The sequence below is a fragment of the Clostridioides sp. ES-S-0049-02 genome (assembly GCF_020658465.1).
Taxonomy (GTDB): domain Bacteria; phylum Bacillota; class Clostridia; order Peptostreptococcales; family Peptostreptococcaceae; genus Clostridioides.
The window spans coordinates 34,476-60,773 of the sequence record NZ_JACVWG010000002.1; the positions used below are offsets into that span (position 1 = coordinate 34,476).

The 26,298-nt window shown below is 28.7% G+C and carries 22 protein-coding genes; 14 read left to right on the top strand and 8 right to left on the bottom strand.

Annotation, left to right across the window (positions count from 1 at the left end):
- Positions 1-169: 169 nt before the first annotated feature.
- Together IC213_RS06470 and IC213_RS06475 are read left to right on the top strand one after the other, a co-directional pair.
- Positions 170-475 carry a response regulator gene (locus IC213_RS06470; protein ID WP_413926682.1) on the top strand — a complete coding sequence of 102 codons (306 nt, stop codon included), beginning with the start codon at positions 170-172 and terminating at the stop codon, positions 473-475.
- Positions 476-712: 237 nt separating this feature from the next.
- On the top strand, positions 713-1,129 hold the full coding sequence (locus tag IC213_RS06475; protein ID WP_227433750.1) for a DUF3795 domain-containing protein: 417 nt from the start codon (positions 713-715) through the stop codon (positions 1,127-1,129).
- 248 nt (positions 1,130-1,377) lie between these two features.
- On the opposite strand, the gene IC213_RS06480 is transcribed toward IC213_RS06475, so the two are convergent.
- The 5 genes from IC213_RS06480 to IC213_RS06500 form a co-directional block, all read right to left on the bottom strand.
- On the bottom strand, positions 1,378-2,628 hold the full coding sequence (locus IC213_RS06480; protein WP_227835551.1) for an MFS transporter: 1,251 nt from the start codon (positions 2,626-2,628) through the stop codon (positions 1,378-1,380).
- Positions 2,629-2,713: 85 nt separating this feature from the next.
- Positions 2,714-3,460 carry a MerR family transcriptional regulator gene (locus IC213_RS06485; protein WP_227433751.1) on the bottom strand — a complete coding sequence of 249 codons (747 nt, stop codon included), beginning with the start codon at positions 3,458-3,460 and terminating at the stop codon, positions 2,714-2,716.
- 102 nt (positions 3,461-3,562) lie between these two features.
- Complete coding sequence (locus IC213_RS06490; protein WP_227433752.1) at positions 3,563-4,585, bottom strand: serine hydrolase domain-containing protein; 1,023 nt, start codon at positions 4,583-4,585, stop codon at positions 3,563-3,565.
- Positions 4,585-7,005, bottom strand: coding sequence for an excinuclease ABC subunit UvrA (locus IC213_RS06495; RefSeq protein WP_227862865.1), 2,421 nt, complete (start codon positions 7,003-7,005; stop codon positions 4,585-4,587). The genes IC213_RS06490 and IC213_RS06495 overlap by 1 nt, the downstream gene beginning before the upstream one ends.
- Positions 7,006-7,095: 90 nt before the next feature.
- Positions 7,096-8,016: an AraC family transcriptional regulator gene (locus IC213_RS06500; protein ID WP_227433754.1), complete on the bottom strand. Its 921-nt coding sequence runs from the start codon at positions 8,014-8,016 to the stop codon at positions 7,096-7,098.
- 540 nt (positions 8,017-8,556) lie between these two features.
- Here IC213_RS06500 and IC213_RS06505 point away from each other — a divergent pair.
- The gene (locus IC213_RS06505) at positions 8,557-9,420 is read left to right on the top strand and encodes a conserved phage C-terminal domain-containing protein (protein WP_227831551.1); all 864 of its coding nucleotides are present in this window, start codon (positions 8,557-8,559) and stop codon (positions 9,418-9,420) included.
- A 235-nt stretch (positions 9,421-9,655) separates the two neighbouring features.
- On the opposite strand, the gene IC213_RS06510 is transcribed toward IC213_RS06505, so the two are convergent.
- Complete coding sequence (locus tag IC213_RS06510; RefSeq protein ID WP_227433756.1) at positions 9,656-11,317, bottom strand: cell wall-binding repeat-containing protein; 1,662 nt, start codon at positions 11,315-11,317, stop codon at positions 9,656-9,658.
- Between the two features lie 240 nt (positions 11,318-11,557).
- The gene (locus tag IC213_RS21265) at positions 11,558-11,650 is read right to left on the bottom strand and encodes a winged helix-turn-helix transcriptional regulator (protein ID WP_227433990.1); all 93 of its coding nucleotides are present in this window, start codon (positions 11,648-11,650) and stop codon (positions 11,558-11,560) included.
- A gap of 133 nt (positions 11,651-11,783) precedes the next feature.
- Here IC213_RS21265 and IC213_RS06520 point away from each other — a divergent pair, with 133 nt between their 5' ends.
- From IC213_RS06520 to IC213_RS06545, 6 genes are all read left to right on the top strand, one after another.
- Positions 11,784-12,905 carry an aldo/keto reductase gene (locus tag IC213_RS06520; RefSeq protein WP_227835110.1) on the top strand — a complete coding sequence of 374 codons (1,122 nt, stop codon included), beginning with the start codon at positions 11,784-11,786 and terminating at the stop codon, positions 12,903-12,905.
- 210 nt (positions 12,906-13,115) lie between these two features.
- A complete protein-coding gene (locus IC213_RS06525) occupies positions 13,116-13,532 on the top strand; it encodes a MerR family transcriptional regulator (protein ID WP_227835559.1) in 417 nt (138 codons plus the stop codon).
- Positions 13,525-14,064: a flavodoxin family protein gene (locus IC213_RS06530; RefSeq protein ID WP_227433759.1), complete on the top strand. Its 540-nt coding sequence runs from the start codon at positions 13,525-13,527 to the stop codon at positions 14,062-14,064. The genes IC213_RS06525 and IC213_RS06530 overlap by 8 nt, the downstream gene beginning before the upstream one ends.
- Positions 14,065-14,521: 457 nt before the next feature.
- Positions 14,522-15,865, top strand: coding sequence for a glycoside hydrolase family 55 protein (locus IC213_RS06535; protein ID WP_227862866.1), 1,344 nt, complete (start codon positions 14,522-14,524; stop codon positions 15,863-15,865).
- A gap of 25 nt (positions 15,866-15,890) precedes the next feature.
- Positions 15,891-17,351, top strand: a complete 1,461-nt coding sequence (locus IC213_RS06540) for a glycoside hydrolase family 55 protein (RefSeq protein WP_227862867.1) — start codon at positions 15,891-15,893, stop codon at positions 17,349-17,351.
- A gap of 145 nt (positions 17,352-17,496) precedes the next feature.
- A complete protein-coding gene (locus IC213_RS06545; protein WP_227835562.1) occupies positions 17,497-18,912 on the top strand; it encodes a glycoside hydrolase family 55 protein in 1,416 nt (471 codons plus the stop codon).
- Positions 18,913-19,261: 349 nt separating this feature from the next.
- Here IC213_RS06545 and IC213_RS06550 read toward each other — a convergent pair whose 3' ends face one another.
- On the bottom strand, positions 19,262-19,747 hold the full coding sequence (locus IC213_RS06550) for a hypothetical protein (protein WP_227835114.1): 486 nt from the start codon (positions 19,745-19,747) through the stop codon (positions 19,262-19,264).
- Positions 19,748-20,099: 352 nt separating this feature from the next.
- On the opposite strand from IC213_RS06550, the gene IC213_RS06555 reads away from it, so the two are divergent.
- From IC213_RS06555 to IC213_RS06575, 5 genes are all read left to right on the top strand, one after another.
- A complete protein-coding gene (locus IC213_RS06555) occupies positions 20,100-20,246 on the top strand; it encodes a hypothetical protein (protein ID WP_054274210.1) in 147 nt (48 codons plus the stop codon).
- A gap of 366 nt (positions 20,247-20,612) precedes the next feature.
- Complete coding sequence (locus IC213_RS06560) at positions 20,613-20,990, top strand: RidA family protein (RefSeq protein WP_227433761.1); 378 nt, start codon at positions 20,613-20,615, stop codon at positions 20,988-20,990.
- A 368-nt stretch (positions 20,991-21,358) separates the two neighbouring features.
- Positions 21,359-23,167 (top strand): sigma 54-interacting transcriptional regulator, encoded by a 1,809-nt coding sequence (locus tag IC213_RS06565; RefSeq protein WP_227835115.1) that lies wholly within the window; start codon positions 21,359-21,361, stop codon positions 23,165-23,167.
- A 613-nt stretch (positions 23,168-23,780) separates the two neighbouring features.
- Positions 23,781-24,995, top strand: coding sequence for a diaminopropionate ammonia-lyase (dpaL, locus tag IC213_RS06570; RefSeq protein ID WP_227433763.1), 1,215 nt, complete (start codon positions 23,781-23,783; stop codon positions 24,993-24,995).
- A gap of 102 nt (positions 24,996-25,097) precedes the next feature.
- Complete coding sequence (locus IC213_RS06575) at positions 25,098-26,285, top strand: YgeY family selenium metabolism-linked hydrolase (RefSeq protein WP_227862868.1); 1,188 nt, start codon at positions 25,098-25,100, stop codon at positions 26,283-26,285.
- Positions 26,286-26,298 lie beyond the last annotated feature (13 nt).

Genomic DNA, 26,298 nt, shown 5'->3' on the forward strand with positions numbered 1-26,298 from the left:
TAATAAGTATTTTATAAATTCTTAGCCTGCCAACATGAATCAAAGTTGGCAGGCTATTTTTATAAATTGGTAGGTTATTTTTATAAACATATTATTTTCTAAAAAATAGTTATAAAATAAATTAATATAAACTAAAATAAAGTTAAAAAACTGAGATGATAAAATAATAATGGCTAAAATATTAGTAGTAGAAGATGAAAAAAGAATGAAAGATATTATTGTAGAATATATGCAAAAAGGAGGATATACTTGCATAACTGCTGATGATGGAGTAGAAGCACTTACAATACTAAAGAATAATGATATAGATTTAATGATATTGGATATTATGATGCCATATTTAGATGGATTCTCAGTATGTAGAGTTTCACGTGAAATGACTAATATACCTATTATTATGTTGACAGCTAAAGGTGAAGAAGAAGATAAATTAAAAGGCTATGAGTATGGGGCTGATGATTATAAAATGTTATGATGTATGAGAGTATCTCATTAAAATGATTTTTTATAAAAAGATTGTTCAAAAACTTCATGATTTCAATAATCACAGATTTAGGAGTATAGAGAAGCTTTTTATCAAGAATAGGAGAAATATTTTATTTCAACATGGTATAGTGGGGAAGATGTAAGCCTTAAATGTAGTTAAAGTAGAGTAGTTAAAGAATTAAGAAGACTCAATAATTAAGAATATTATAGAAAGGAATAATGTATTATGAAAATGCCCAATAAGATTGAAAATATTATGTTTGCTCCCTGTGGGATGAACTGTAAAGTCTGTTATAAACATTGTTATTCAAAGAAACCTTGTCAGGGATGTTATGCAGGTGACTTGGGGAAACCAGAACATTGCAGAAAGTGTAATATAAAAGAGTGTACAAAGATAGAAAAGATTACATACTGTTTTGAGTGTGAAAAATTTCCATGCAAATTGGTCAAAAACTTGGAAAAAAGTTACAATAAAAGATACGAAGAGAGCCTTATAAAAAATAATATTTTAGCTAAAGAGTCTGGAATAACTACTTTGATGGAAGCAGAATTAAAAAAATGGACTTGTATTTATTGTGGTGGCATTATTTCTTTACATGACTCTGAATGTTCTGAGTGTCATGCTAAAAAGGAATCAAAATAATAATAGCCTTATTGGCATATAGCTTTTCTCCGTTTCATTTAATTCTTGATGAAAATGAATATGTAAATGAAACGGAGGTCTATAAAATTTGAACTAGGTTAATTAAAACTATTGTAGTGATTAAAACTATCTTAGTGTATTATGTATAAAAATCAAAATAGAACAATTAAAATTTATCTAGTATATTACCTAGTTTATTTAGTGTATTACTTAATTTTTTTAGTATATTACTTAGTTTCTTTAGCATATTATTTAATTTCTTTTGATTTAAAGATGCCTTGCTTATAAAATTGTCCTGAATAAGGAATAGATAAAGCAAAAAATGCAATTATTACACCTGAAACAATAATCAAGAAATTAATAGATACCATATCAGCAAGTGGTCCAAAGAGTATCATCCCAAGAGGTATAAGACCAGTATATATAATAGTAGGTAAGCCCAATACACGACCTTGCATTTCTGGTACTACATGTTCTTGCAACATGGTCATAGCTGTTGCTTGAATAATTGGGATTGAAAAACTGGTAAAAAACATGAATATGAAAAATTGCCAAGCTTGTGTAACAGACCCCAAAATAATAGAAAAGATAGCATAAGATAACATTGCCAAGAAAAATGTCTTATTTCGATTTTTAAAGCCACCAAATATTCCTATAACTAATCCACCTAGAACCATACCTGAAAAGCCAATCATTTCAATAATAGATAGATAAATATACCCCTTACCAAATGTACGCTCAATCAATAATCCTATAAGAAAGCCTGATGGTACGCAAAGAAAAATGAAAGCGCCATAAGTAAAAACTACTTTTCTAATAAATTTATCCGAAAAAGAGTATTTTATTCCAGATATCATGTCTGTTAAAAATGATACTTTTTCAGTTTGTTTTATTATATTATGTTTAGGTATTTTAATGAAGCAGAGTAATACAATAGCAATAATTGCAGTAATAATATCAATTAAAAGTACTTGAGATATTTTATTTCCTAGACCAAGAATTGCTGCGGATACAATAGGAACTATAAATTGAACTATAGATTGAAGACTGCCATTCATACCATTAAAACGCATTAAGTGTTCCTCTGGCACAAGTTGAGGAATCAGTGCATTTACAGCAGGTGTCTGTACACCACTTCCTAAAGAACGAATAATAGATACAACAGCAATTGCGATTAATTCATTTTCTCCTTTAATTCCTGACATCATAAGCATAAGTAGTATTAGTGTAGAAGCAGCGATTATAGTATCAGATACAATGATGAGTATTTTTCGATTATAGTAATCTGCCCATACACCTGCAAAAAAAGATATTAGCATTTGTGGTATGAAGGAGCATACAGTTAAGATTGTTACCCATATGCCTGATGACGTTTGAAGTGTGATATACCATATCATTGCCATCTGTACAAGTGATGAACCAAATAGGGAAATATATTGGCTCACTAAAAAGGTAAGGATTTTTTGCTTCCATGTAAAATGAGTATTTTTGTTTTCCATTCTATTCCTCCTTTGATTTGTGTGTTTAATTTTTCTTGCTCTTAAGAATAACACACAAATCAAAGTATGGAGTTAGAGTGGAGGGTTAAGAAAATTGTTCTTTCATGCTTTGAAGATGAGATTTCATTGTTTTTGCGTTGTATTCCGCCTCTTTCAATGAGGTTATCAATTTGTCACATACTGAGATAATTTCATCATCGTCTTTTGGAGTGTCAATAACAGTTTTAATATTAGCATTGGGATTACAAGACAAAGCATTTAACATTCTTAAAATAGCTGAAAGAGAATAGTTTGCAGAGCGTAACGAATTAATAATTTTAAGGCGCTTTATATCTTCATCAGTATATACACGATAACCATTTTGCTTTCTTTTTACTTTTAACAACCCGTTCATTTCCCAATTTCTTAAAGTATCTATTGTAACCTTTAAGTATTCTGAGGTTTCTTTTCTAGTTAAAAATAACTTGTCTGTCTCTTGTGTGTTTCCATTTAAAATTTCTTTAACAATATTGATTGCTTCCTCAGCATTTGATTTTTCTATTTCTAATTGTTGTAAATAATGACTAACAAGAGAAATAGCTTTGTCAAAATCTTTATTTGCTGATGTTCTGACAATCTCAATTGCATTTTTTCTCAATCCTCTTTGCGTAACTTCAATTTTTAAGGCTGTACGAGCAAATTTAAATTGCTCTATATGAAAATCGTTAAAAATACGATAGCCATTAGGATTACGCTTAGGTTTAGGTATTAGTTCAAGTTCTTCATATAAACGTACTGTATTAGGATGTATACCAATTAAATCTGCTATTTCTGATGTTGTGTAGGTATTCATTTATATTCAACTCCTCTTGTGTGTATATAGCATCAACAATAATATCACTAAACGAAAGTCTGGTGTTATAGTGGAGGGTTGTTATAATCATTCCATATACAACTATTCTATTATAGAAGTAAGTATATGTTTTTTAATAAGCTGCCATCTATCACGAGGTTTAAAAACTATCTTAGATGGTATTGCTATAACCAAATCGTACTTTGGTATACAACAGATGGCATTTCCTCCAGCTCCCATTGCTGAATACCAAAGAGTTCCATCTTCTTCACATAGCCACCATAGATAACCATACTCATTGGAATTCATTTTGGTTGATTCTTCAATCCATGATTTAGATATAATACATTTATTATTCCAAATACCATCATTTAAATACAGAGAACCAAATCGTAACATATCTCTGGCACTCAATGTAAGTCCCCAGCCACCAGCAGTATTACCTTGCCTGTCTTTTGCCCAACCTTTAAGATTTTTTCCAAATAAATCTTCAAAATCAAAATTTTCTATATCATAATCGGGTATTTCTCTCATACCAATAGGTTTGAATAGATGTTCATTAGCAAACTCACGAGCACACTTTCCTGTAGTATTTGTAATAATAGCTGAAAGTAGGTGAACTCCAGCTGAAGAATATTTGAAAGTTCCAATGTTTTTGTTTTGACCAAGTTGATTTAGGGCATATTTTACCCAATCTCGTTGTTTAGAAAGTCTCTCTAATGATTCAGTTGTATTTTTAAAAGGGTATGGTGCAGTCATCGTAAGCAAGTGGCGTATAGTTACTGCTTTTTTGTATATATCAGCAGGGCTACAATTATATTCAGGAAAAAAATCAACAACTTTTTGCTCAACATCCTTTATATAACCCTTGTCTATTGCGATACCAATTAGGGCTGATATGATACTTTTTGTGACAGATGCAACATGAAAAGTATCGTCAGCATTATAACCATTATAATATTTTTCAAAGACGATATTTCCTCTTCTCGCTATGATTATTGCGTTTATATTGCTATATTGTGAGATTATTAAAGGCTCAAGCTGTGAAAGTTTTTTTGAATCCATTCCAACACTTGAAGGGTCTATATTTTCAAATTTCAAATCTAAGCAGTAACCTTTATCCATTATAAATACCTCCCTGTTATAGACTTTGAGTTTTCTTTTAGTTGTTGAGGAGAACCCTCTGCAATGATATATCCGCCTTTGTCTCCTCCTTCTGGACCAAGTTCAATAATCCAGTCACAAGTATTTAGAACTTCTATATCATGTTCAACAACAATTACAGAATTTCCATTTTCGATTAATTCATCCAACAATTGAATTAGTTTAGCAGTATCATACAGACTTAGACCAGTAGTGGGTTCATCCAACACATAGAGGATATTGCCTTTTCGTTTTTTACCAATCTCTTTTGCAAGCTTGATTCTTTGAGATTCTCCACCACTTAAAGTAGGGGTAGGTTGACCTAGTTTTATATAACCCATACCAATTTGTTCTAGTACTTTTAAGTGTGAAACAATATTTGGAGTATCTTCAAAAAAAACAACAGCTTCAGATACACTCATATTTAAGACATCATAGATATTTTTATTCTTATATTTAATGGATAGGGATTCATCATTAAATCTTTTTCCATGACACTCATTACATATACTGTCCATACTTAAATTATTTCCCAACCAGATTTTTTCATATCCACTACCACTACACTTAGGACAAGCACCTTTTGAATTGAATGAAAAATGCCCAGCAGTGAAATTTTGTTTTATTGATTCTGGTTGACCTGCAAATAAAACACGTATCTTATCCCATATCCCAATATAAGAGGCAGGAGTTGAGTTCATATTTCTACCAATAGGAGTTTGAGATATTTCTGAATATCCAGAGATATATTGTGTACCACTTAATTTATCAGCAATAGTTTCTACAATTGTATAATCATCCTCATTACTTACTTCATTTTCTTTAATAGTGGTTTTATTATTACTTGCTTGATTGTTGAAGTAACTTCTAAGAAGAGGGAGTAATGTATCTGATATAAGGGAACTTTTTCCACTACCAGATTTTCCAGCTATTCCAACCATAGCACCTAAAGGTAATGATGCAGTAATGTTTTTAAGATTATTTGTACTTGCATTTTGAACAACTATACAATGCATTTTTTCAATGTCCGTAATATTTTTAGATGATGTTCTAGTAGGCATGGAGTATTTTCCTGAGATATATTGTCCAGTAATTGATTCATTTGACTTAAGTAGACCTTCTAAATCTCCTTGATATATTAATTGTCCACCTTCAATACCAGCTTTTGGCCCTATATCAATAATATGTTCTGCCATATTAATTGTATTTTTGTCGTGTTCAACTACAATGACAGTGTTACCTAAATCTTTTAAATCTTTAATGGATTTTAGAATGTCGATTTTTTCGGATTCATGTAATCCCGCAGTTGGTTCGTCAAGTACGTAAATTAATGAGTCCATCTCTGAATCAAGGTGAGAATTTAAAAATAGCCTTTGTATTTCTCCACCACTTAAAGTTGACATCTCTCTGTATAAGGACAGATGACCTAGTCGTGCCTTTATTAGATTATTTGTCTTAATTAAAATATCAGCTATTAAATTTTTACCTAGAATAGTTAGTTTGTCTTGATTCAATAATGACTTTAGGAATTCATGAACTTCTAAAATGCTCATCTTTCCAAGTTCACCAATATGCTTTCCATTTAATAAAACTTGGCGTGCTTCTTCACCAATTTTAAAACCATGGCACTCAGAACAAGTAGTCATGCTATAAATACCATTTAAGTCTTCACCTCTTTGGTGACGACCATGAAGTACTTTTGCTAAAGAAGAACTTTGTTTTCCATTTTCATAGTGACCATATAGTACCTCGTTTTGTACTTCCTCAGGCAATTGTAAGAATGGTATATCTAAGTAATCTTTGAATTTTTTAGATAACACTCTCAAATATCCTGGTGTGATTTGGGCTCTATCCAAAACTTTTTTTAGGGTAGTGCGCTTATCCAAGATAAGTTTTTCAATATTAATCTCAAAGTATGCTCCACGTCCAGAACATTTCATACACATTCCATCTGAAGAGGTATATGAGAAATAACTTGGTCTTAAGCGTTCTTCTTTATTACCACAATTATTACAAATAAGATTGTTGTCTACAGGAGTGTTACACGCAGAACATATTACTTGTCCTTCTCCTGCATATAATAGTGTAAGCATACTAATAATATTGGTTCTAGTACCTACTGTTGAACGAGGATTACTCTGACGGATGATATTTTGTTTAACAGCTATAGTAGGAGCTAATCCTTGAATATTGTCAAATTTATTCTCATTATCAATGCCTGAAAGTATGCCTAAGGACTGTAAGTACTGTTTACGCCCTTCCTCAAATACAATATCGAACATAAGACTGGATTTACCTGAACCACTAACACCTGTTGCAACTACAAACTTATTTTTGGGGATAGAGATATTTATATTTTTTAGGTTATGTATTTTTGCACCTTTGATTTTTATTTCTTTCATTAATTCACCTCATTTTATTAATTTTATCAAACTATAAAATTAGTATGTTTTAATCATTAATATAAGAAGAGGTTAAGCGAAATCATAGTATTAAAAAGGCTCTATAGGTAAATATATATCAACTATATGTTTATTTTGTGGGTGACTATTTGGGTCATTAAGATATACTTCAAAAGGAAAAGAATTACGTAGTTTATGCTCATCATTTGATAGCCATTCATTATACATAAAATCCCAAGCATCACTATATTCATCTTGAAAAATACTAAAATGTCCCACCAGATATTTCCCAGAAGGTATTGTAATATTGCCAAGGTCGCTATTTTCTTTGACAACAATATTATCTGGAATTGTCATACAAATACTAGTCCTCAAATGATGTTCTTGTGTAAATTGAGGATTATCATGATAAATAGCTAATATCTTTGTCTTTTCAAGTTCAATTAGATTCTGCTCATTTGCATAATCAAAGAGTTTTTCTACAATCTTTGGAAAGTGACTGGCCAAATTTCCATATGACCCAGTGTATCTAATATAAGCTGTATTTACATTATCAAGTTCTAAGATTTCAATTTCTCCCTTAACCTCTCTCTTATTTTTAGATTTAAGTTTTGATATGTGTCTATTATACTGAGAAATTTTATATGGTTCTTTGCAATTCTTGCTATAATTGTTTCTATATTTTATAGGGCTTATCTTATAATAATTTTTGAAGGCTCGCGAAAAAACTGCGGAATCAGTAAAACCGAAATAATGTGCAATATCAGTAACTGTCATATCAGTACGATGAATAAGAAAAGAAGTGGCTCCTTCTAGTTTTAACCTATTTACATACTGTGACAATGTTTCTTTTTCTATCGCTTTGAAAATTCTATGAAAATGAAACTTTGAAAAACCTGCTATATTAGAAAGCTCTTCAAGAGAAAGAGAATCATACAAATGCTCTTCTATGTAGTCTTGTACTTTGCAAATACGACGTAAGTATTCTTTTTTAATTTGGGAATCGGTCATAAGTATACCTCCTTATTGTAAAAATATATATTTTAAATACCCTTATTTATAGTAAATAAAGCGTTGAGTATGTGAAATTTAAAGTAAAAAAATGTTAAATAGATTTTTTATTAGGAGTTTTTCTTATATATAACAACAATTTATATTATAAGAGAATTTCTATCTTACTTTGTAACACTTAGTATAACATAGTGATATATTTTTAGATTGTATATTTGATTATACATTTATATAAAGTTAGAGACTATAACATAGACAAAAACTTAATATCTAGTAGGGGTGTAAACTTTGATACTAAGAACAATATATCAATTTCAAGAAAATGTTTACTAAATAATAAAATATTTATATTAAAAAAATTATTAAATTTATTGTTTAAATAAAAAAGTTAAATCTCATCTATTAACATAGAGCCTTTAAAACTTTAAAATGAAAAATATAGAAGAATGATTTTTAATAAAATATAATCATCTAATAAATTATTAAGAAATACAAAAATACTTACAAACAACTATTTATTTGAATTGGGGGAATAAGAATATGAACAATGGTTTTTATCAATTAAATTCAGCAGTATTATATTTTAACGAGCGAAGTGATGTAAACAAAATAAGGTTTAATCACTATATAATGAGAAAAGAAAACATACAAAGATTAAGGGGAACTTTACCAAGGGGACAGTTTATGATGACTGTAAGAAAGGCTGCATCTGACCTTGATTTATCAATATCTACAATAAGTAGGCTTGTAAATGAATTTATAGATTTAGGAATATTGAGACTAATAAGTCGAGGAGTGAAGGGAAATTGTTGCTCTGTATATAGTTATATATGCTCTGAAAGTAATGATACAGGTGTAATAAAGAAACGTAGAAGTTTTTTTGAAGATATATTAGAAAATATTAATGAAACAAATAATAGTAGCCAAAAGGTATCAAAACATGAATATAAGTATGACAAAGATAAGACCAGTGATACCAATATGTATAGCTATGTAGATAAAGAGTATAGACAATGGGGTTATGACCCAGAACTTCATACTGTAGATGAAACAGAAGATGTAACAAAGAAAAAAGAATTATTAAAAAAAAATTTAAAAAAAGAGTTATTAAAAAAGAACTCCAAGAAAAATACTGATGTGGAAGAGGAATACTGCTATATAGAAAGTATTTATGAAAATATTATAAAAAAGTTAAATAAAGAGTCAGGGGAAAGTTTTAGGTTTGATTCAGAAACAGATAATAAACTTATAGCTGAAAGAAGAAAAGAAGGCCATAGCTTAGAAGATTTTTATAAAGTTATAGAATCAAGAGTGAAGAGCTGGAAGGAGACTCCTACGCTAGTGGATATAAAGCCAGAGATTCTATTTGGTCATGAATTCAAGACTTACTTAAATAAAAAGTGATTATAGTGGATAAGAGATATAAGTGGATAAGAGATATACTAGAATAGATATTATGAAAAATCTAAAATTTAGATATAGTTTATGTTCAGATATATTATATGTATAGAAAATAGGATTATTAGTGTTATTAATAATAAAAAATATTACTGGAATTTTTAAAATTCCAGTAATATAAAATTTAAATTACAGTAATAAATAAGAAAATTTTTATAAACTATATCATTAGAGTTATATACTATACTGTATCAACTTCATATTCTAATATTTTTCCAGTGATTGCACTGATTGTTATATCATATTCATTATTTCCCTTTATTATTTCGCCTTCATATTCTTTATCATCTTTATCATATTCAAATTTTACTATTTTACCACCAGGTACTTTGTTTAGCATTATTGACTTAGCTTTTTCAATGCTAATTATAGAGTTATTGTTATTAGAATCACTATTATTGTGATTATTATCAAAGTCATCATAATCATTATCATCATAATCATCGTCCATATCAATATCTATAATTCTTCCATCAAATGCATTTATCTCTATTTCATATGTTTTATTATCTTTTACAACTTTAGCCTCATATTCATTATCGTCAGCATCATATTTACAGTATATTAAATTACTATTAGGAATGGCATCTAGTATTATAGATTTAGCTTTATCTAAAGATATATTTTTGACACCTAAATTATTATTTATATCATCATCTTTTTCAATTTCTATTATTTTACCAGAGTAGGCATCTATTTCTACTTCATATACAATATTATCCTTTATAACCTTACTGTCGTATTTATTATCATCTTGGTCGTAGTAACAAACTAAAACATTACTTTCTGGAACAGCTTTTTTTAATATTTCCTTAGCTTCAATTAAAGATATTTTTTTAGTTTTATTTCTTATATCGACATTTTTTAGCTTTAAGATATCCTCAAATGCTTTTTGGTTATCACCTCCGCCAACTTGTGTTACTTCTTTTATGTCTTTATTGTTAATAAAATCTTTTTGGCTGTTTACAAGAGTGCCATTAGATATTATTACAGGAGAATTTTCTTTGGCTGCCAATACTCCTATTGATAATGCGTCTACTAGTGCATTTTCCTTGTTCATACCATCTTTAGTAACAAACACATTTTTTATACTTTTGGTTTTGTAAAATTGTTCAATAATTTTGGCATTGGTATTGTTTCTATCTGAACCACTGATTCTTTCTTTATTCGGATATTTTTTTACTGTATTGTCTGATAAAATCTTATTTCCACCAACTATATAAGATTTTTTTATAGACCTATTGTTTAAGAAATTTATACTGCTATTATTGCTGTTTTCCTCTGATACTAGTATTATAGGCATATTATGTATTGCTGATGGAGAAGCTATGCTAACAGCATCAGATAACCCCTTTAATCCATTTACAACTGCTACATTTTCCACTTTTTTTATTTTATCTATTTCTTTAAGTAAATTTGTAGACATTTCATAGATATTATTTCCTACTATTTTATTTACCTTTATGTTGAGTGATTTTATTTCATTTTCTACTTTATTAGATATACTATTTCCACTGTCCACTATATATACATTATCTACGCCAAGTCTTTTAAGTTCAGTTTTAGTTGAACTTTCTATACTATTATCATTTACTAATAGTATAGGAGCATTTTTTAATTTAGCAAAAGGATTTGCACAAAGTGCACTTTGAATAGAGTTGCCATTGACTATAATTGCTACTTTTGATTGAACCCATCCTAATTTACTCACTTCTACAGCCGTTTCATATCTTGTTTTACCTATTAATCTTTCTTGCTTTGTTATGTTGTTTGCAAAGATTACTGAAGAGCTAGAAAAAAACATCATACCTGCCACTAATATAGCTAAGTTTTTCTTATTCATATTTTTTACCTCACAATCCTTATATTTTATTATTTAGTATGAACTAGTAAAATATAATCTTAAAATCAAGTTACTATTAAATGTAACATTTTAAAATTAACAGATAAGAGTATTCAATATAAAGCTTTTATTTTACTATTTAACATTGTATCATAAATCTTTGGGAAAATGTTTTCGATATTGAATATATGTAAATCAGGATGGATTATTTTTATCATTTGATAAATAGGTTTTTCCCCATTATTTCATGTGTTCTAAAACAGGGACAAAGTTTATTCCTAAATCTGTTAGGAAATATTCTACTTTAGGTGGAATTTCTTGATAAATTTTTATAGTATTTAATTAAAAAATAAAAAAACTATTGACTTGAAGTTAACTCTAAGTAGTAAAGTATAATTATAGAAAATTTATAAATATTTAAAAACATAAATTAAAGTAGAGAATACATAAAGGGGGAAGCAGGACAATGGAACAAAAAAAATTAGGGTTTGGGTTAATGCGTTTACCAATAAAAGACGAAAATGATGCTACAAGTATTGATATGGATTACTTAAATAATATGGTTGATACTTTTTTAGAGAGAGGATTCACATATTTTGATACAGCATATGTATACCATATGGGTAAAAGTGAAATAGCACTTAGAGAATCTCTAGTAAAGAGACATAAAAGAGAAAGTTTTACAGTAGCTACAAAACTACCACTAATGGCTTTAAAAACAAAAGAAGAGCAGGAGCCTATTTTTAATGAACAGTTAGAAAAATGTGGTGTAGATTATTTTGATTATTATCTTTTACATAACATTGGTGTATCACATTATGAAATAGCTAAAAAATTTGACAGTTTCAAGTTTATTGAAGAAAAGAAAAAAGAAGGAAAAATAAAAAATATTGGTTTTTCTTTTCATGATAGTGCAGAACTATTAGACAAAGTATTGAATGAGCATCCAGAAGTAGATTTTGTGCAGTTACAAATTAATTATTTAGATTGGGATAATGAAAGCATACAATCTAGAAAGTGTTATGAAGTAGCAAAGAAACACAATAAACCTGTTATAGTTATGGAACCAGTAAAAGGTGGTACACTAGCAAAAATACCAGAAAGAGCAGAAAAATTATTTAACGATTATAATCCAGATATGTCAGTGCCATCATGGGCAATTCGTTTTGCAGCAAGTAAAGATAATGTCATGATGGTTTTAAGTGGAATGTCAAATATGGAACAACTATTAGACAACACAGGGTATATGCAAAATTTTGAACCATTTGTACAGGAAGAATATGATGTTATAAATGAAGCGGTGGAAATTATAAATGAAGCAATTGCAGTTCCATGTACTGCTTGCCAGTATTGCGTAGAAGGATGTCCAAAAAATATCGCTATTCCAAACTATTTTGCTTTATACAATGCAGAAAAGCAAGCTCTTAATACTGGATTTTCAACACAAATGGTTTATTATAATAACTACATTAAAACTTATGGAAAAGCATCAGATTGTATTGGATGTAAACAGTGTGAAAAAAATTGTCCACAACATATTAAAATTGTAGAATCTCTAAAGAATGTAGCAGAAATATTTGAAAAATAATTGCTACTATAAAATAATTAATGATATATAAAGAACTTGAAGTTAATTAAGTATAAGTGAAATAATTAATGTTATATAGAAAAGTTGAAGTTAATGAAATATAAGTAAAATAATTAATGTTATATAGAAAAGTCGAAGTTAATGAAATATCAGTTAAACTATTTAATCCGATTTTAAATTATACAGTATCAAGAAAGGAGGAGGATTTGTATGACAATTTCAGAAGTAAGTAGAAAATACGAACTTTCAGCAGATACTTTACGATATTATGAACGAATTGGTTTAATACCACCTGTAAATAGAAATAAAAGTGGAATTAGGTCTTTTACAGAAAAAGATTGTGAGTGGGTTAATTTCATCAAATGTATGAGAAGTGCAGGACTTTCAATTGAGACATTGATTGAATATGTAACTATGTTTCAACAAGGGAACGAAACTGTCAAAGCGAGAAAAGAACTTTTAATAGAACAACGAAATCAGCTTTCTAGAAGAATTGAAGATATGCAGAAAACTTTAGAACGATTAAATAGTAAAATTGATGGATACGAGGATAAAGTTATTGAAAAAGAAAAAACATTAAAAAATAATAGTGAGAGTCAAAGAACGGAGGTATTGTCTTATGAATAAAAGTGTACTTGTATTGTCTGCAAGCCCTAGAAAAGGTGGTAATTCTGATTTATTATGTGACCAATTTATGCAAGGGGCATTAGAATCTAAAAACCAAGTAGAGAAAATATTTTTAAAAGATAAGGATGTTAAATATTGTATAGGATGTGGAGTCTGTTACGAGAAAGGTGGAAACTGTTCACAAAAAGATGACATGGAAGAAATTCTTGAAAAAATGATTAAAGCAGATGTGATTGTTTTGGCAACTCCAGTTTATTTTTATACTATGAATGCACAGATGAAAACTATGATTGATAGAACTTGTTCGAGATACACTGAAATTTCTGGAAAAGAGTTTTATTTCATCGTTGCTGCAGCCGACAATAGTGAGCAGGCTATGGAAAGAACATTAGAAGGATTCAGAGGATTTACGTCATGTCTAAATGGTGCTAAGGAAAAAGGTATAGTGTATGGCATAGGAGCTTGGCATGTAGGTGACATCAAAGAAAGTGTAGCAATGAATCATGCCTATGAAATGGGCAAGTCAGTGTAGTGAAGAGAGATTTTTAAGAGTATCAGATTTACTAAATTTTATTGATAGAGTGAGTTCAGAATAATCTAGACAAAATAATCTTGATAAAATAAATAGTAGACTAAAATGTATTCTACCATTTAGAGGCTGTAAGTAGATTTGTGTAAAACAAATTTACCTACAGCTTTTTGTTGTATATAATTGGTAAACTAGATAATTAGTTTTTTCATCCATAGCATCAGTCTTCATATTTTATTATCATATCATAAATATAAATACTAATTTTATAAAGTGAATAAATTATAAAATAAATATAAATAAATTATATATAAAATATAAACGTTTTATAAACAAATCAACTACTGATAAGATGAATTTTAATGATAGTATAGGAGTTACAGGAAGTATATGATTATAGTTAAAATGCACTTATTCCTGTAAATACAAACAATTTAAATTTTAAAAGGAGGAATTAATCATGGCAATTGAAACTAAAACTCCAGACTGGGTTAATGTGCTGGAACTAAACAGTGAAATAGACATTACTGGAAAAAAAGATGTAAGTGATATGATACAAGAAATTGTTTCTGATGAATCATTAAAGGATTCCGTTATATATTTTCCAAATGGTGACTATTTATTTGAAAAAGGTATCAAAATTAGCCAACAAATAACACTTCAAGGAAATTCTTATTATGGGGGAGATGTTCCAGAATTAAGTGAAAGTGAAGAAGATAAAAAAACATTCATAGGAGCAACAAATTTTATAACTAGAGGCGTTTCTAATATGAGTATCATTACATTAGCAGAGAAAAATCAAACTGTAAAGAATATTAACTTTTACTATGATAATCGCGAAAAAAATAAATTACCTGAAGATGTATCTGCTATAACAGAAGGAGAAGGAGTACAAGGTCTATCACATTTTGAACATCTATATATTTCTGGATTTTCAGGAACAGGAATAGAAATTCCACTTTATGCTACTGCAAATGATATTACTGTTACTTCATGTGGTCTTGGTATAAAACTTGGAGAAAAATCAATGCTTTCTAGTAGTAAGATTTATGGATGTAAAAAAGGAATGGAAATTACAACTGGTGTCAGCTTAAACAACATAAGAATAGAAGACATTCAAGAAGTAGGTATTGATAATAAAGGGCTTGGTTTCAATCTTATTATGAATCTTGCAGTTGATAAATGTGGATACTGCGGATTTATGTTTGAAAAAATGTCTCATAGCCAGATAACTGCAAGATTTACTAACTGTAGCCAATATTATAAAAATGTTGACTATGATACTTATAAGAATCTTCCAGACAAAAAAGAAGAGGCTTATTCTATATTCTATGGAGACACTTTAGATAACTGCAATATTGTATTGGTAAATAATAATGTTGATACTCTAGAAAATGGTTTAGAGCGTAAAATACATGTAATTAAAGCAAATGATACTAAAAATGTAACTCTAGAATGTGATGCTGAGGCTGATAATTTTATACAATGTGCAAAAGGAAACTTATTATTAGAGAATGGTAGGAATACTTACAAGTTCTATGATGGTGAGATTTGTTCTGTAGGTGGAGTTCAAGTTTCTGATGTAAATCAGGGTGATTTACTTAAGATAGTTGACAATACACTTTATGTAGATGATGGTGGGAAAGATTTAGTAGTTCCTAAACTACAAAAAAACTCTGTTATATCTTCAATATTAAACTCTGAGGAAGAGATAAGCAAGTTGCATAGTGGTACATGGGAACAAATTGGTATAAAAACAGTTAATGAAGAACCTATGTATTATTATAAAAAAATAGAAGATTAGTTTTAAAATTAGGAGGTAGTGAATTATGGGAGAACCGATAATAATTAAAGAAACAGATGGCTGGATTAATGTTTTAGATTATGGAGTCTTTAATGATGAAACAAAAGATGTAAGTTCTAGGGTGCAAGAAATTATAAATGCTGCACCAGAAGACTCTATTATATATTTTCCAAGAGGGCAGTACTTATTTACAAATGGTATAGAGATTAACAAACGATTAACACTATGTGGAGATGCCTATTTTAGGTCAAATAATCCAACTAATGAGTATTTTTATTCAGGAACAACACAATTTTCTGGTAAATTTGATAAAGAAGATGAGGCAAATGGTACAATGGAAAGTTTTGCAATGATAACAGTAAAGGGAGTAAAACATTGTATTAAAAGTATTTCTTTTCAATCAGATAACTGTGATAATGCGAAGTCGCCTGATGCACCTCCTGCAAATGGTGAATCAGGATTTCATCATGAGATAGTATTTGCACACAAAGGCAAATATATATCAGCAATTGTATGTGAAAATGTATCAGAAGGGCCTGGTCATTATGAAAATGTGGACTTTGGTGGTTTTGGTGAAATTGCACTTAAGATGCCTAATAATTCCACAGTAAATGATATAACTGTTTTTTCATGTAATCGTGGAATTAGTACAGGAGAAAATTCAATAATTACTAATGGAAAGACTTGGGGATGTGATTATGGAATGGAAATTTCTACTGGAACATTTATAAATGGTATGAGAGTAGAAGAAGTTGGTAGGATTGCTATTAACAATACTGGTAAGGGCTTAAACTTTGTTACAAATGTTACAATTGACCAATGTGGATATTGCGGATTCAAGTTTGACTCAATGTCTAATACATACATATCAGGAAATATCTCAAGATGTGGGCAATTTTATTTTAATTTTAACTATGATGACTATTTGAAGTTAGACGAGAGAGTTAAGGAAGCTTATTCCTTATTTTATGGGAATTCAATAGAGTCAAGTAATATAACAATCTCAAATACTAATGTAGATTATTGGGACGATAAAGGGAAAGATAAATTTGATGAAGGAAAAGGGGATCTAAGATATAGTCCTCATAAGGTATACCTTATAAAAGCTCTTGAAGCCAATAATATATTATTAAGATGTCCTGTAGATGCTACTGATCTGGTTGTTGGGTCAGAAAAAGGAAACCTAATGTACAATAATAAAGAACAAACTGTTATATTTTATAATGGAAAAATAAGTAGTATCAATGGAGTTGATATATCTGAAGAAGAGCATAATAACAAAATTATGATAAAAAAAGGTGAGATGTATATAAATAGTGATGATAAAGATATTAAAATGTATACTCCACAAATAAATGATATTATGACAGCAGGAAATGAAAGTAGTGATACAGTTGCTGATAATTATGGTGGAAAATGGGAGAAAATTGCTCAAAAAGTAGAGTTTGGAATGATGGTAAGATATCATAAAATGATAGAAAAGTAAGCAAATGTATGGTATTTAAACTCGCTCGTTACTAGTGGTCTAGTTGTTATAGTATAGTTAAATTTATAACTATGAAAAATTCATCTAATACCAAAAATACATAATATTTTGGTATTGAGTAAATAAGAAAGGAATAAATAATATTATGGAAGAAATTAAAAATGAAATAACAATTAACATATTAGAAAGATATCCTAAGATTAAAAACGATGGTTCAGAAGATGTGGGACCTTTCATACAGGAAGTTATTGATAAGTTACCACTTAAGTCTTGTATTTTATATTTCCCCAAAGGTAAATACTTATTTGAAACTGGTGTTACAATTGATAAAGAAATAACCTTACTGGGAGATTCTAATTCATCAACATCTGCTACAGAATTTATAACTCATGGAGTTCCTAATATGAGTATTATTACATTGACAAAAATGAAACAATGTATTAAAAATATAAGTTTTTACTCTGATAGCTGTGAGGTACTTGTTAATGATGAACCACCAACACATGGGAACCCACATTATCATTATGAAATGCTGACTAAGAAAAATAATAAAAATGAAAAACTTGATAATGTGTCAGCAATTACAACTGATGGCCTGGATGATGCTACCAGAGGTCTTGGTCATTATGAAAATCTTTATATAAGTGGTTTCTCAGGTATAGGAATTCAGATACCATATTACGCAATTTCAAATGATATTACAGTTAACTCTTGCGGATTAGGTATTGATACAGGTATTGATGCAATTATTTCTAACAGTAGAATATCCGAATGTGGAGATGGAATGAGAATTATGACTGGCACTAGTATAAATAATGTAAGGATAGAGAAGATACAAAAAGTTGGTCTTATAAGTAGTCAAAATGGGAAGCTTGAGGGATTTGGAAGCTACAAAATCAATAATATTACAATCGATCAATGTGGTCAGTGTGGATTTTTGTTTGGGTTAGTAATTGATACTTATATATCTGGAATTATAAGAAGATGTGGACAACGTTATTATAATACAGATTATAATACTTATTTAAATATAAAAGATGAAAAAGAAGATGCATATTCTTTATTTTGTGGAAATTATTTTAAGAATAGTTATGTTAATTTGCTTAGTGATAATAAAGATAACTGGGACGATGGTTTAGAATATAAGCATAAAGTTTATGTATTTGAAATTCTTGAAATACCAGATTCTACACTGAAATGTAACATAGATGCTAATGATTATATAGTAAAAGCAAAAGATGGAGGTGGAAATTTAAGATTACAAAACAACTTTAATGATTATATATTTATTGACTCATCTGTTCCAGAAATTATTAATGGAATTAATTTGGTCGGATATCACAAAAATGAAAATTTATTTCTATTAGAGAAAGGTGAGTTTAGCTTTAAAAACAGCACTGATGAGAAGAAAAAAAAGGTATTCAAACCTAAAGCTGGACTTATTGTTAAATCAACAGATTCAGATATTTCTAAGATAGAATCTACTTATGGAGGGAAATGGGTAAAAATTGGTTCTGAACTTATTGGAAAAGAAACTGTATATTATTATAAAGTATCCTAAAGGAAGAACTAGCAAATTCAGAAAATAAGTACTAAATAATATAAAAAAATGAATCCTTGTAATAGGATTCATTTTTTATAAACAAAAGCTAATATAGAAGCAGTACATGTAGGAGGAAATTTAAGATTACAAAATAACTTTAATGATTATATAGTAAAAGCAATACATAAAGGCTATAATTAGATTTACAGAAAAGTAAATTTATCTACAGCCTTTTGGTATACACAGTTTTTCAATATGCACAGAATTTTGATATACATACAAATCTATGCACATTTTTATCTTTTATTTGATATCTAAATTTATATGTGTTTTAGTAGTTGTTTTGGTTTTAATAGTTAGTAGCATATTAAACAGATTTCTGCATAATATCATTCTCTTTACTAATTAACTTTTTTAGGTTTTTCCAATCTATTTCTTCCATATTAGCAAAATAATGTCCACTTCCTACACAAGTTATATAGGACTTGCCATCTAATTCAAATGAAGAACCACCAATACATTTTGGATTACATTTTTTACAAGTACGAGTTTTTGTAATACTATCTTTAATAGTTTTAGAACATTCCTCCACAGTATCTCTATATGTATTTAGATTATAAAGGTTTGCTTTAACTCTCCATTTTTTCTCATTACATTCAATAGTAAATAGACTACGCTTTGGTTTTTTAGTTGAATATAATATACGATAAGAGCGAGCTCCTGTTCGTGGTTCAATCTTGCAATCGAGTGATTGACCAAGCTTATGAAAATCATAAGCAATATTATAATCTTTCCCACTTAGTACTTTTAGCATTTCTTCTGTTGTTTCTGCTGTTAATGGACTTTTGTTCATAATTAAAAACCCCCTATATAAATAAAAATTTTGCATATAAATAGTAGCTTTATATACAAATAAAAACTAATAATAGTATAGTCAATCAAGTTATCAAAATCAATAAAATAGCTGTAATCTTACATTATTAGGCATGAAATGAGAGGTATTGTTTTGTAGAGGTAAAGACTTAATAGTATGAAAATTCACTCAAACATGATACAATTCTATAAAAGATTTAAAAAATAAGAAGGGAGAAAGTTGCTGAAATAATTTTATACTTTACTTATATTTTATAAAATAAACGTATATCTTATAAAATAAATGGGGTCATTAAAAAATAGTTTTGTAAGTTTTCAGCAGCAGTAGTGGAATGATAATTTTTTGGTTACTATTATACTTGGCTATTATATTTTCAATAGGTTCTATGATAACAAAAGTAAATAAGGTCTGGATTAAAGTGTTGCTATTTGTAGCAGTAGGATTGTCAACCATAGTTCTTTCATACATGATAGCATAATAACTTAAAACTTTAGAACTATTTAAATAAAATTCGCAAATTCTCAAAACAAGAATTCTCAAGTTGGTAAAATTCCAGATATGAGAAAAAAATTAGTACTATAAAAAAACTATTTTCGGATTATTTTTTATGGAAAGGTTTCAATTTAGGTGTTTTAAGTGGTTCTATAAAGTTTTATGAATAAAAAGAAATTGGCATGCTAATTGCTTTAATAAATATTAACATGAACACAAATAAATATAATAATCTGAGTATTGATTATTTGAAACTTTGGACTTGATTTCTTGTCTAGAGGTTCATATTAATATTGGTGTTTAGGAAATTTTATTTTCCTGTAAATATAACTTAATAATAGGAGGTGAAATCATGTCAAAAGTAGTAATAGCTACAGAGAAAGCTCCAGGAGCAATTGGACCATATTCTCAAGCAATACAAGTTGGAAATATAGTTTCTACATCAGGTCAACTTCCAATAGACATGAAGACAGGCGAGTTAGTATCTGACCCAAAAGAAGCAACAAAAGCTTCTTTAGACAATGTAAAAGCAATACTAGAACAAGCTGGTACAACTATGGATAAAGTATTTAAAACTACAGTTTTCGTAAAAGATTTAAAAGATTTTAATGATATTAATGAAGTGTACGCTACATATTTTAAAGAAAATCCACCAGCAAGATCATGTGTACAAGTTGCTCAATTACCAAAAGATGCAGTTTTAGAAATTGAAGCAATGGCAGTATTATAATAATAAAACCAATGACAAAACTAATGAAAATTAAAAACTAATAAAAAAAGTCTACAATTAAAAAGTTTATATTAAAAAAGTCTATATAAAAATCTATCTAAATATTTAACTATTGAGCTTTTCTTATATAACATATATTTTTGTGCCAAAAATATATTTGTTATAGGAGGAAAGCTTTTTTTATTTTATTATTTGTGTATTATAATTAAAGTAATCCTAATATAAAACAATCTTTTTATAATTATTATTATGTATTTCAATGTAAATATATAAATAAGTAATGTTTTATATATATTTTAAAAATTAACTATATGTTAAAATATAGTTAAACTGATAATTTAGTAAATTAAATTCTAATGGGGGAAACTATGGTAAGTAAATTAAAAGAATTTCAACAGGAAATGATAAAATACACTGAAACAGTAGCTAGCGTGTTAGATGTAGATATTGAAATAGTTGATGATAGATTAATAAGAATTAGTGGCACAGGTCTGTATAAATCAAAAATAAATGAAAGCGTTGTTACTGAAGGTTTTCTTTATGATAAAGTTATACAGACAGGTCAAGAATTAGTCGTATTAGATATATGTGATAATCAGCTTTGTATAGAATGTTCCCATTACATGAAATGCCTAAATAAAGTAATAATAGCAGTTCCAATAAAATATAATAATCGTACTATAGGAGTAATTGGTGCTATTAGTACAGATAAAACTAAAAAAGTAGAAATAAGTGCAAAAATAGATAATTATTTGAAGTTTGTCAATCATATATGCGATTTAATTTCTATGAAGATAGAAGAACATGAAGTGTCAAAAAGTAGCAGTAGAAAAATGAACATGATGATAGAAATAATTGAAAATGTTGAAAAAGGTGTTGTTATATTAGATATAAATAGCAAAATATCTTATATAAACAATATTGCTTTGAAAAAATTAGATATTGGAAAAGATATAATAGAAAATACAGTAAAAATAGTATCTGTTGAATCTTCTTCAAATGGACATGAATTACTAGAAATTGATATTGATAACAAAATTTATAATATAAATGCCAAAATAATTCCTGTATATCCATATATAAATCAATATGACAAGATAATTATATTTGATAAGACATATATAAACCATAAAGGACATGGGAAAGTCAATAGTGGATGGGGAAATAGTGATATAGAGTCTATAATTGGGAACTCAGAATCAATGGTGAAAGTTAAAGAGAGAACTAAGAAATTAGCAAAGTCAAATTCAACAGTTCTTATAACTGGTGAAAGTGGTACAGGGAAAGAGCTAATTGCTAGAGCTATACATGCTGAAGGAAGTAGATGGAATAAGCCATTTATTGCTATAAACTGTGCTGCTATTCCAGAAAACCTTCTTGAAAGTGAGTTATTTGGCTATATAAAAGGTGCATTTAGTGGGGCTAGTAGTGGAGGTAAGGTTGGTAAGTTTGAACTTGCAAATGAAGGTGTCATATTTCTTGACGAAATGGGAGACCTATCTATGCCTTTACAAGCAAAGTTACTTAGAGTTTTGCAGGAAAGAAAATTTGCAAGAATTGGTTCAAATAAACTTATAGATTTAGATATAAGAGTAATTGCTGCAACGAATAAAAACTTACTTAAGTTGGTGAATGAAGGTAAGTTTAGAGATGATTTGTACTATAGGTTAAACGTAATTCCTATAAATTTGCCACCTCTTAGGGAAAGAAAAGATGATATTGAAACTATAATGATGAAATTTGTTTCCAAGTATTCTTTAGAATTAGATATAAAATTGAATCAAATAGAAAAAAATGTAATGAATATGTTGGTTAATTATAATTGGCCGGGAAATATAAGAGAATTAGAAAATGCAGTTGAATATATGATGAATTTAGTTGGAGAAGATGGAATAATCTATAAAGATATGCTTCCATTAGATATTTTGAACTATTATAATATTGAAGGAAATAGTTTTAAGAGTAATAATGAGGTAACAAAGTTTGAAGATGATATAGTCGGGGGAATAGTAGAAAACCAAGAAAAAATACTTTCAATTAAAGAATTGGAATTAACTTACATACATAAGTTGTTAAATAAATATGGAAGAGATACAAAAACAAAAAAGAAAATAGCAAAAGATTTAGGGATAGGTTTAGCTACATTATACAGAAAACTAGAAGAGGAACAACAATAAATTAAACATAGAAAATAGTTTTAAATGTATGGCAATGTGATTTGTAGGTCAATAAAAATAAAGCCTCTATAATAGAAGTGTCACTAGAAGAGACTAATATAGTAATAATACTATATAAAAATAAAATTATAAGCTTGTAAGATATTGAGTCAGTATAAATAATAGAAAATAAAAGTTTGAGCTTATAAAGTACAAATATGTAAAACATAAAAATAACAGTATTATAGAAAGCTAAAATAAAAACATAAAATATAGAAGGTTATAACAATATAAATATAGAAGGTAAAAATAGTAATATACAAGACAAAATAACAGACATATAGAAAAGTAAAAGCATAATAAAGGAAAATAAAAACAAAGAAACGGTTTCTCGAAATGATAATTCTCGTATTGATAAAAATTTCCCAATATGAGAATTTTTTCTTTTATAAATCTTATTTTTCACACTCAGATTTTACAACGTTTAAATAAATTTGAAAAAAGTATGTAATTCCAACATAAAAAAAATGTTTTTAGAATAAATAATATTGGCACAGTAATTGCTTTATATAAAGACACAAAGATAAAAAATTAATAATGACATCGAAAAATTTGAAAGGGGAATATAAAATAAATGAGAGAAATAAAATGGAAATTAAATAACTTACCTAAAGCAGAGGAAAAAGAAAAAGGAATTGAATTTTTAAAGGACGAAGAAATTGCAAAAGCTAAAGCATTTCATGAGAGTTTTCCACAATATGAAAAAACTCCTTTAGTTAAATTAGATAACTTAGCAAAATTATTAGGAGTTAGCGGAATATATGTTAAAGATGAATCTTATAGATTTGGATTAAATGCATTTAAAGTTTTGGGTGGTTCTTACTCTATGGGTAAATACTTAGCTCAAAGATTAAATAAAGATATATCAGAGTTAGGATATGAAAAATTAACTTCAAAAGAAATAAAAGACCAATTAGGAGAAATAACTTTCTTTACAGCTACAGATGGAAATCATGGTAGAGGAGTTGCTTGGACAGCTAATAAATTAGGTCAAAAATCTGTTGTATTAATGCCAAAAGGTTCTTCTGAATTTAGATTAAATAAAATCAAGGGAGAAGGTGCAGATGCTAGTATAACAGACTTAAATTATGATGATGCAGTAAGATTAGCTAATGATTATGCAGAAGCTGATGACCATGGAGTAATGGTTCAAGATACAGCATGGGACGGATATGAAGAAATACCAGCATGGATAATGCAAGGATATGGAACTATGGCTAAAGAAGCTATAGAACAATTAAAAGAATATGGAGTAGATAGACCAACGCATGTATTTGTGCAAGCAGGAGTTGGTTCGCTTGCTGGTGCAGTTCAAGGATATGTTGCTTCAATATATGACGAATGCCCAATAACAGTAGTAGTAGAAGCTGATGAGGCAGATTGTTACTATAAATCAGCAGAAGCAGGAGATGGAAAACCAAGATTTGTAGGTGGAGATATGCCAACTATAATGGCAGGTCTTGCTTGTGGAGAACCAAATACTATAGGATTTGAAGTATTAAAAAATTATTCATCAGCATTCGTTTCAGCACCAGACTGGGTTTCTGCTAAAGGTATGAGAGTTTTAGGGAATCCTCTAAGAGGAGATGAAAAAGTAATCTCTGGAGAATCTGGAGCAGTTACAACTGGAGCATTAGTTTCAATACTTGAAAGTGAAGATTTAAAAGATTTAAGAGAGGCTTTGAAATTAGATGAAAACTCTAAAGTATTATTAATAAGTACAGAAGGAGACACTGACCCAGACAAATATAAAGATATAGTTTGGAATGGAGAATACCAAAGTAAATAAAAAATTTAAAATAAAAAATAAATAAAAGTTTAATAAGTTAAATATTAATAAGTAAATAAGTAAAATACCAATAAATTAAAAATTATATGGGGGAATATCAAAATGTTAAATGAAATAAGAAAAAAACAATTAACTGAAGTATGCCAAGATTTAATAAGAAATGCTAGTTATTCAGGTCAAGAAGAAAATGTAGTAAAGGCAATTGAAGAAAATTTTGCTATGCTAGGTTTTGACAGCTGGTCAAGAGATAGATATGGAAATATAATAGGATGCATAAAAGGAAACAAACCAGGGAAAAAAATATTATTTGATGGGCATATAGATACAGTTCCAGTTCCAGATGCAAGTAAGTGGAGTGTTCCTCCTTTTGAAGCAAGAATAGTAGATGGAAAAATATATGGTAGAGGAACTTCTGATATGAAGGGTCAAGTAAGTGCTATGATGGCGGCTGTTTCATACTTTGCAGAAGATACTAATAAAGACTTCGAAGGTGAATTATATGTAGCAGGAGTTGTTCATGAAGAAATATTTGAAGGAGTTTCAGCTAGAGAAATAAGTAAAGCTGTTAAACCTGATTATGTTGTAATCGGAGAATCTTCAGAACTAAACTTAAAGATTGGTCAAAGAGGTAGAGGAGAAATAGTTGTAGAAACTTTTGGTAAACCAGCTCACTCTGCTAACCCAGAAAAAGGTATAAATGCAGTTTATAAAATGGCTAATGTAATTCAAAGAATACAACAATTAGTACCTCCAACTCATCCAGTTTTAGGTGATGGAATATTAGTTTTAACAGATATAAAATCTTCTCCATATCCAGGTGCATCAGTGGTGCCAGATTATTGTAAAGCTACTTTTGATAGAAGATTATTAGTTGGAGAAACAAGAGAAGGAGTACTAGCTCCAATACAAGCCTTATTAGATGAAATGATGAAAGAAGACTCAGAATTAAATGCAAAAGTTTCTTATGCATCTGAAAAAGCTGAATGTTATACAGGGAATACTATAGAAAGTGAAAGATTCTTCCCAGGTTGGTTATACGATGAAGATGATGAATTTGTTCAAGCAGCATATAAGGGATTAAAAGAAGCTGGAATAGATTCAGAAATAACTCAATACTCATTCTGTACAAATGGAAGCCATTATGCAGGTGAGGCTGGGATAAGAACTATAGGATTTGGTCCTTCTAAAGAAAATCTTGCTCATACAATAGATGAACATATAGAGTTAGACCAATTATTCAAAGGTGCAGAAGGATATTATGGAATATTAAAATCAGTTTATAAAAAATAATTAGGAGATGGTT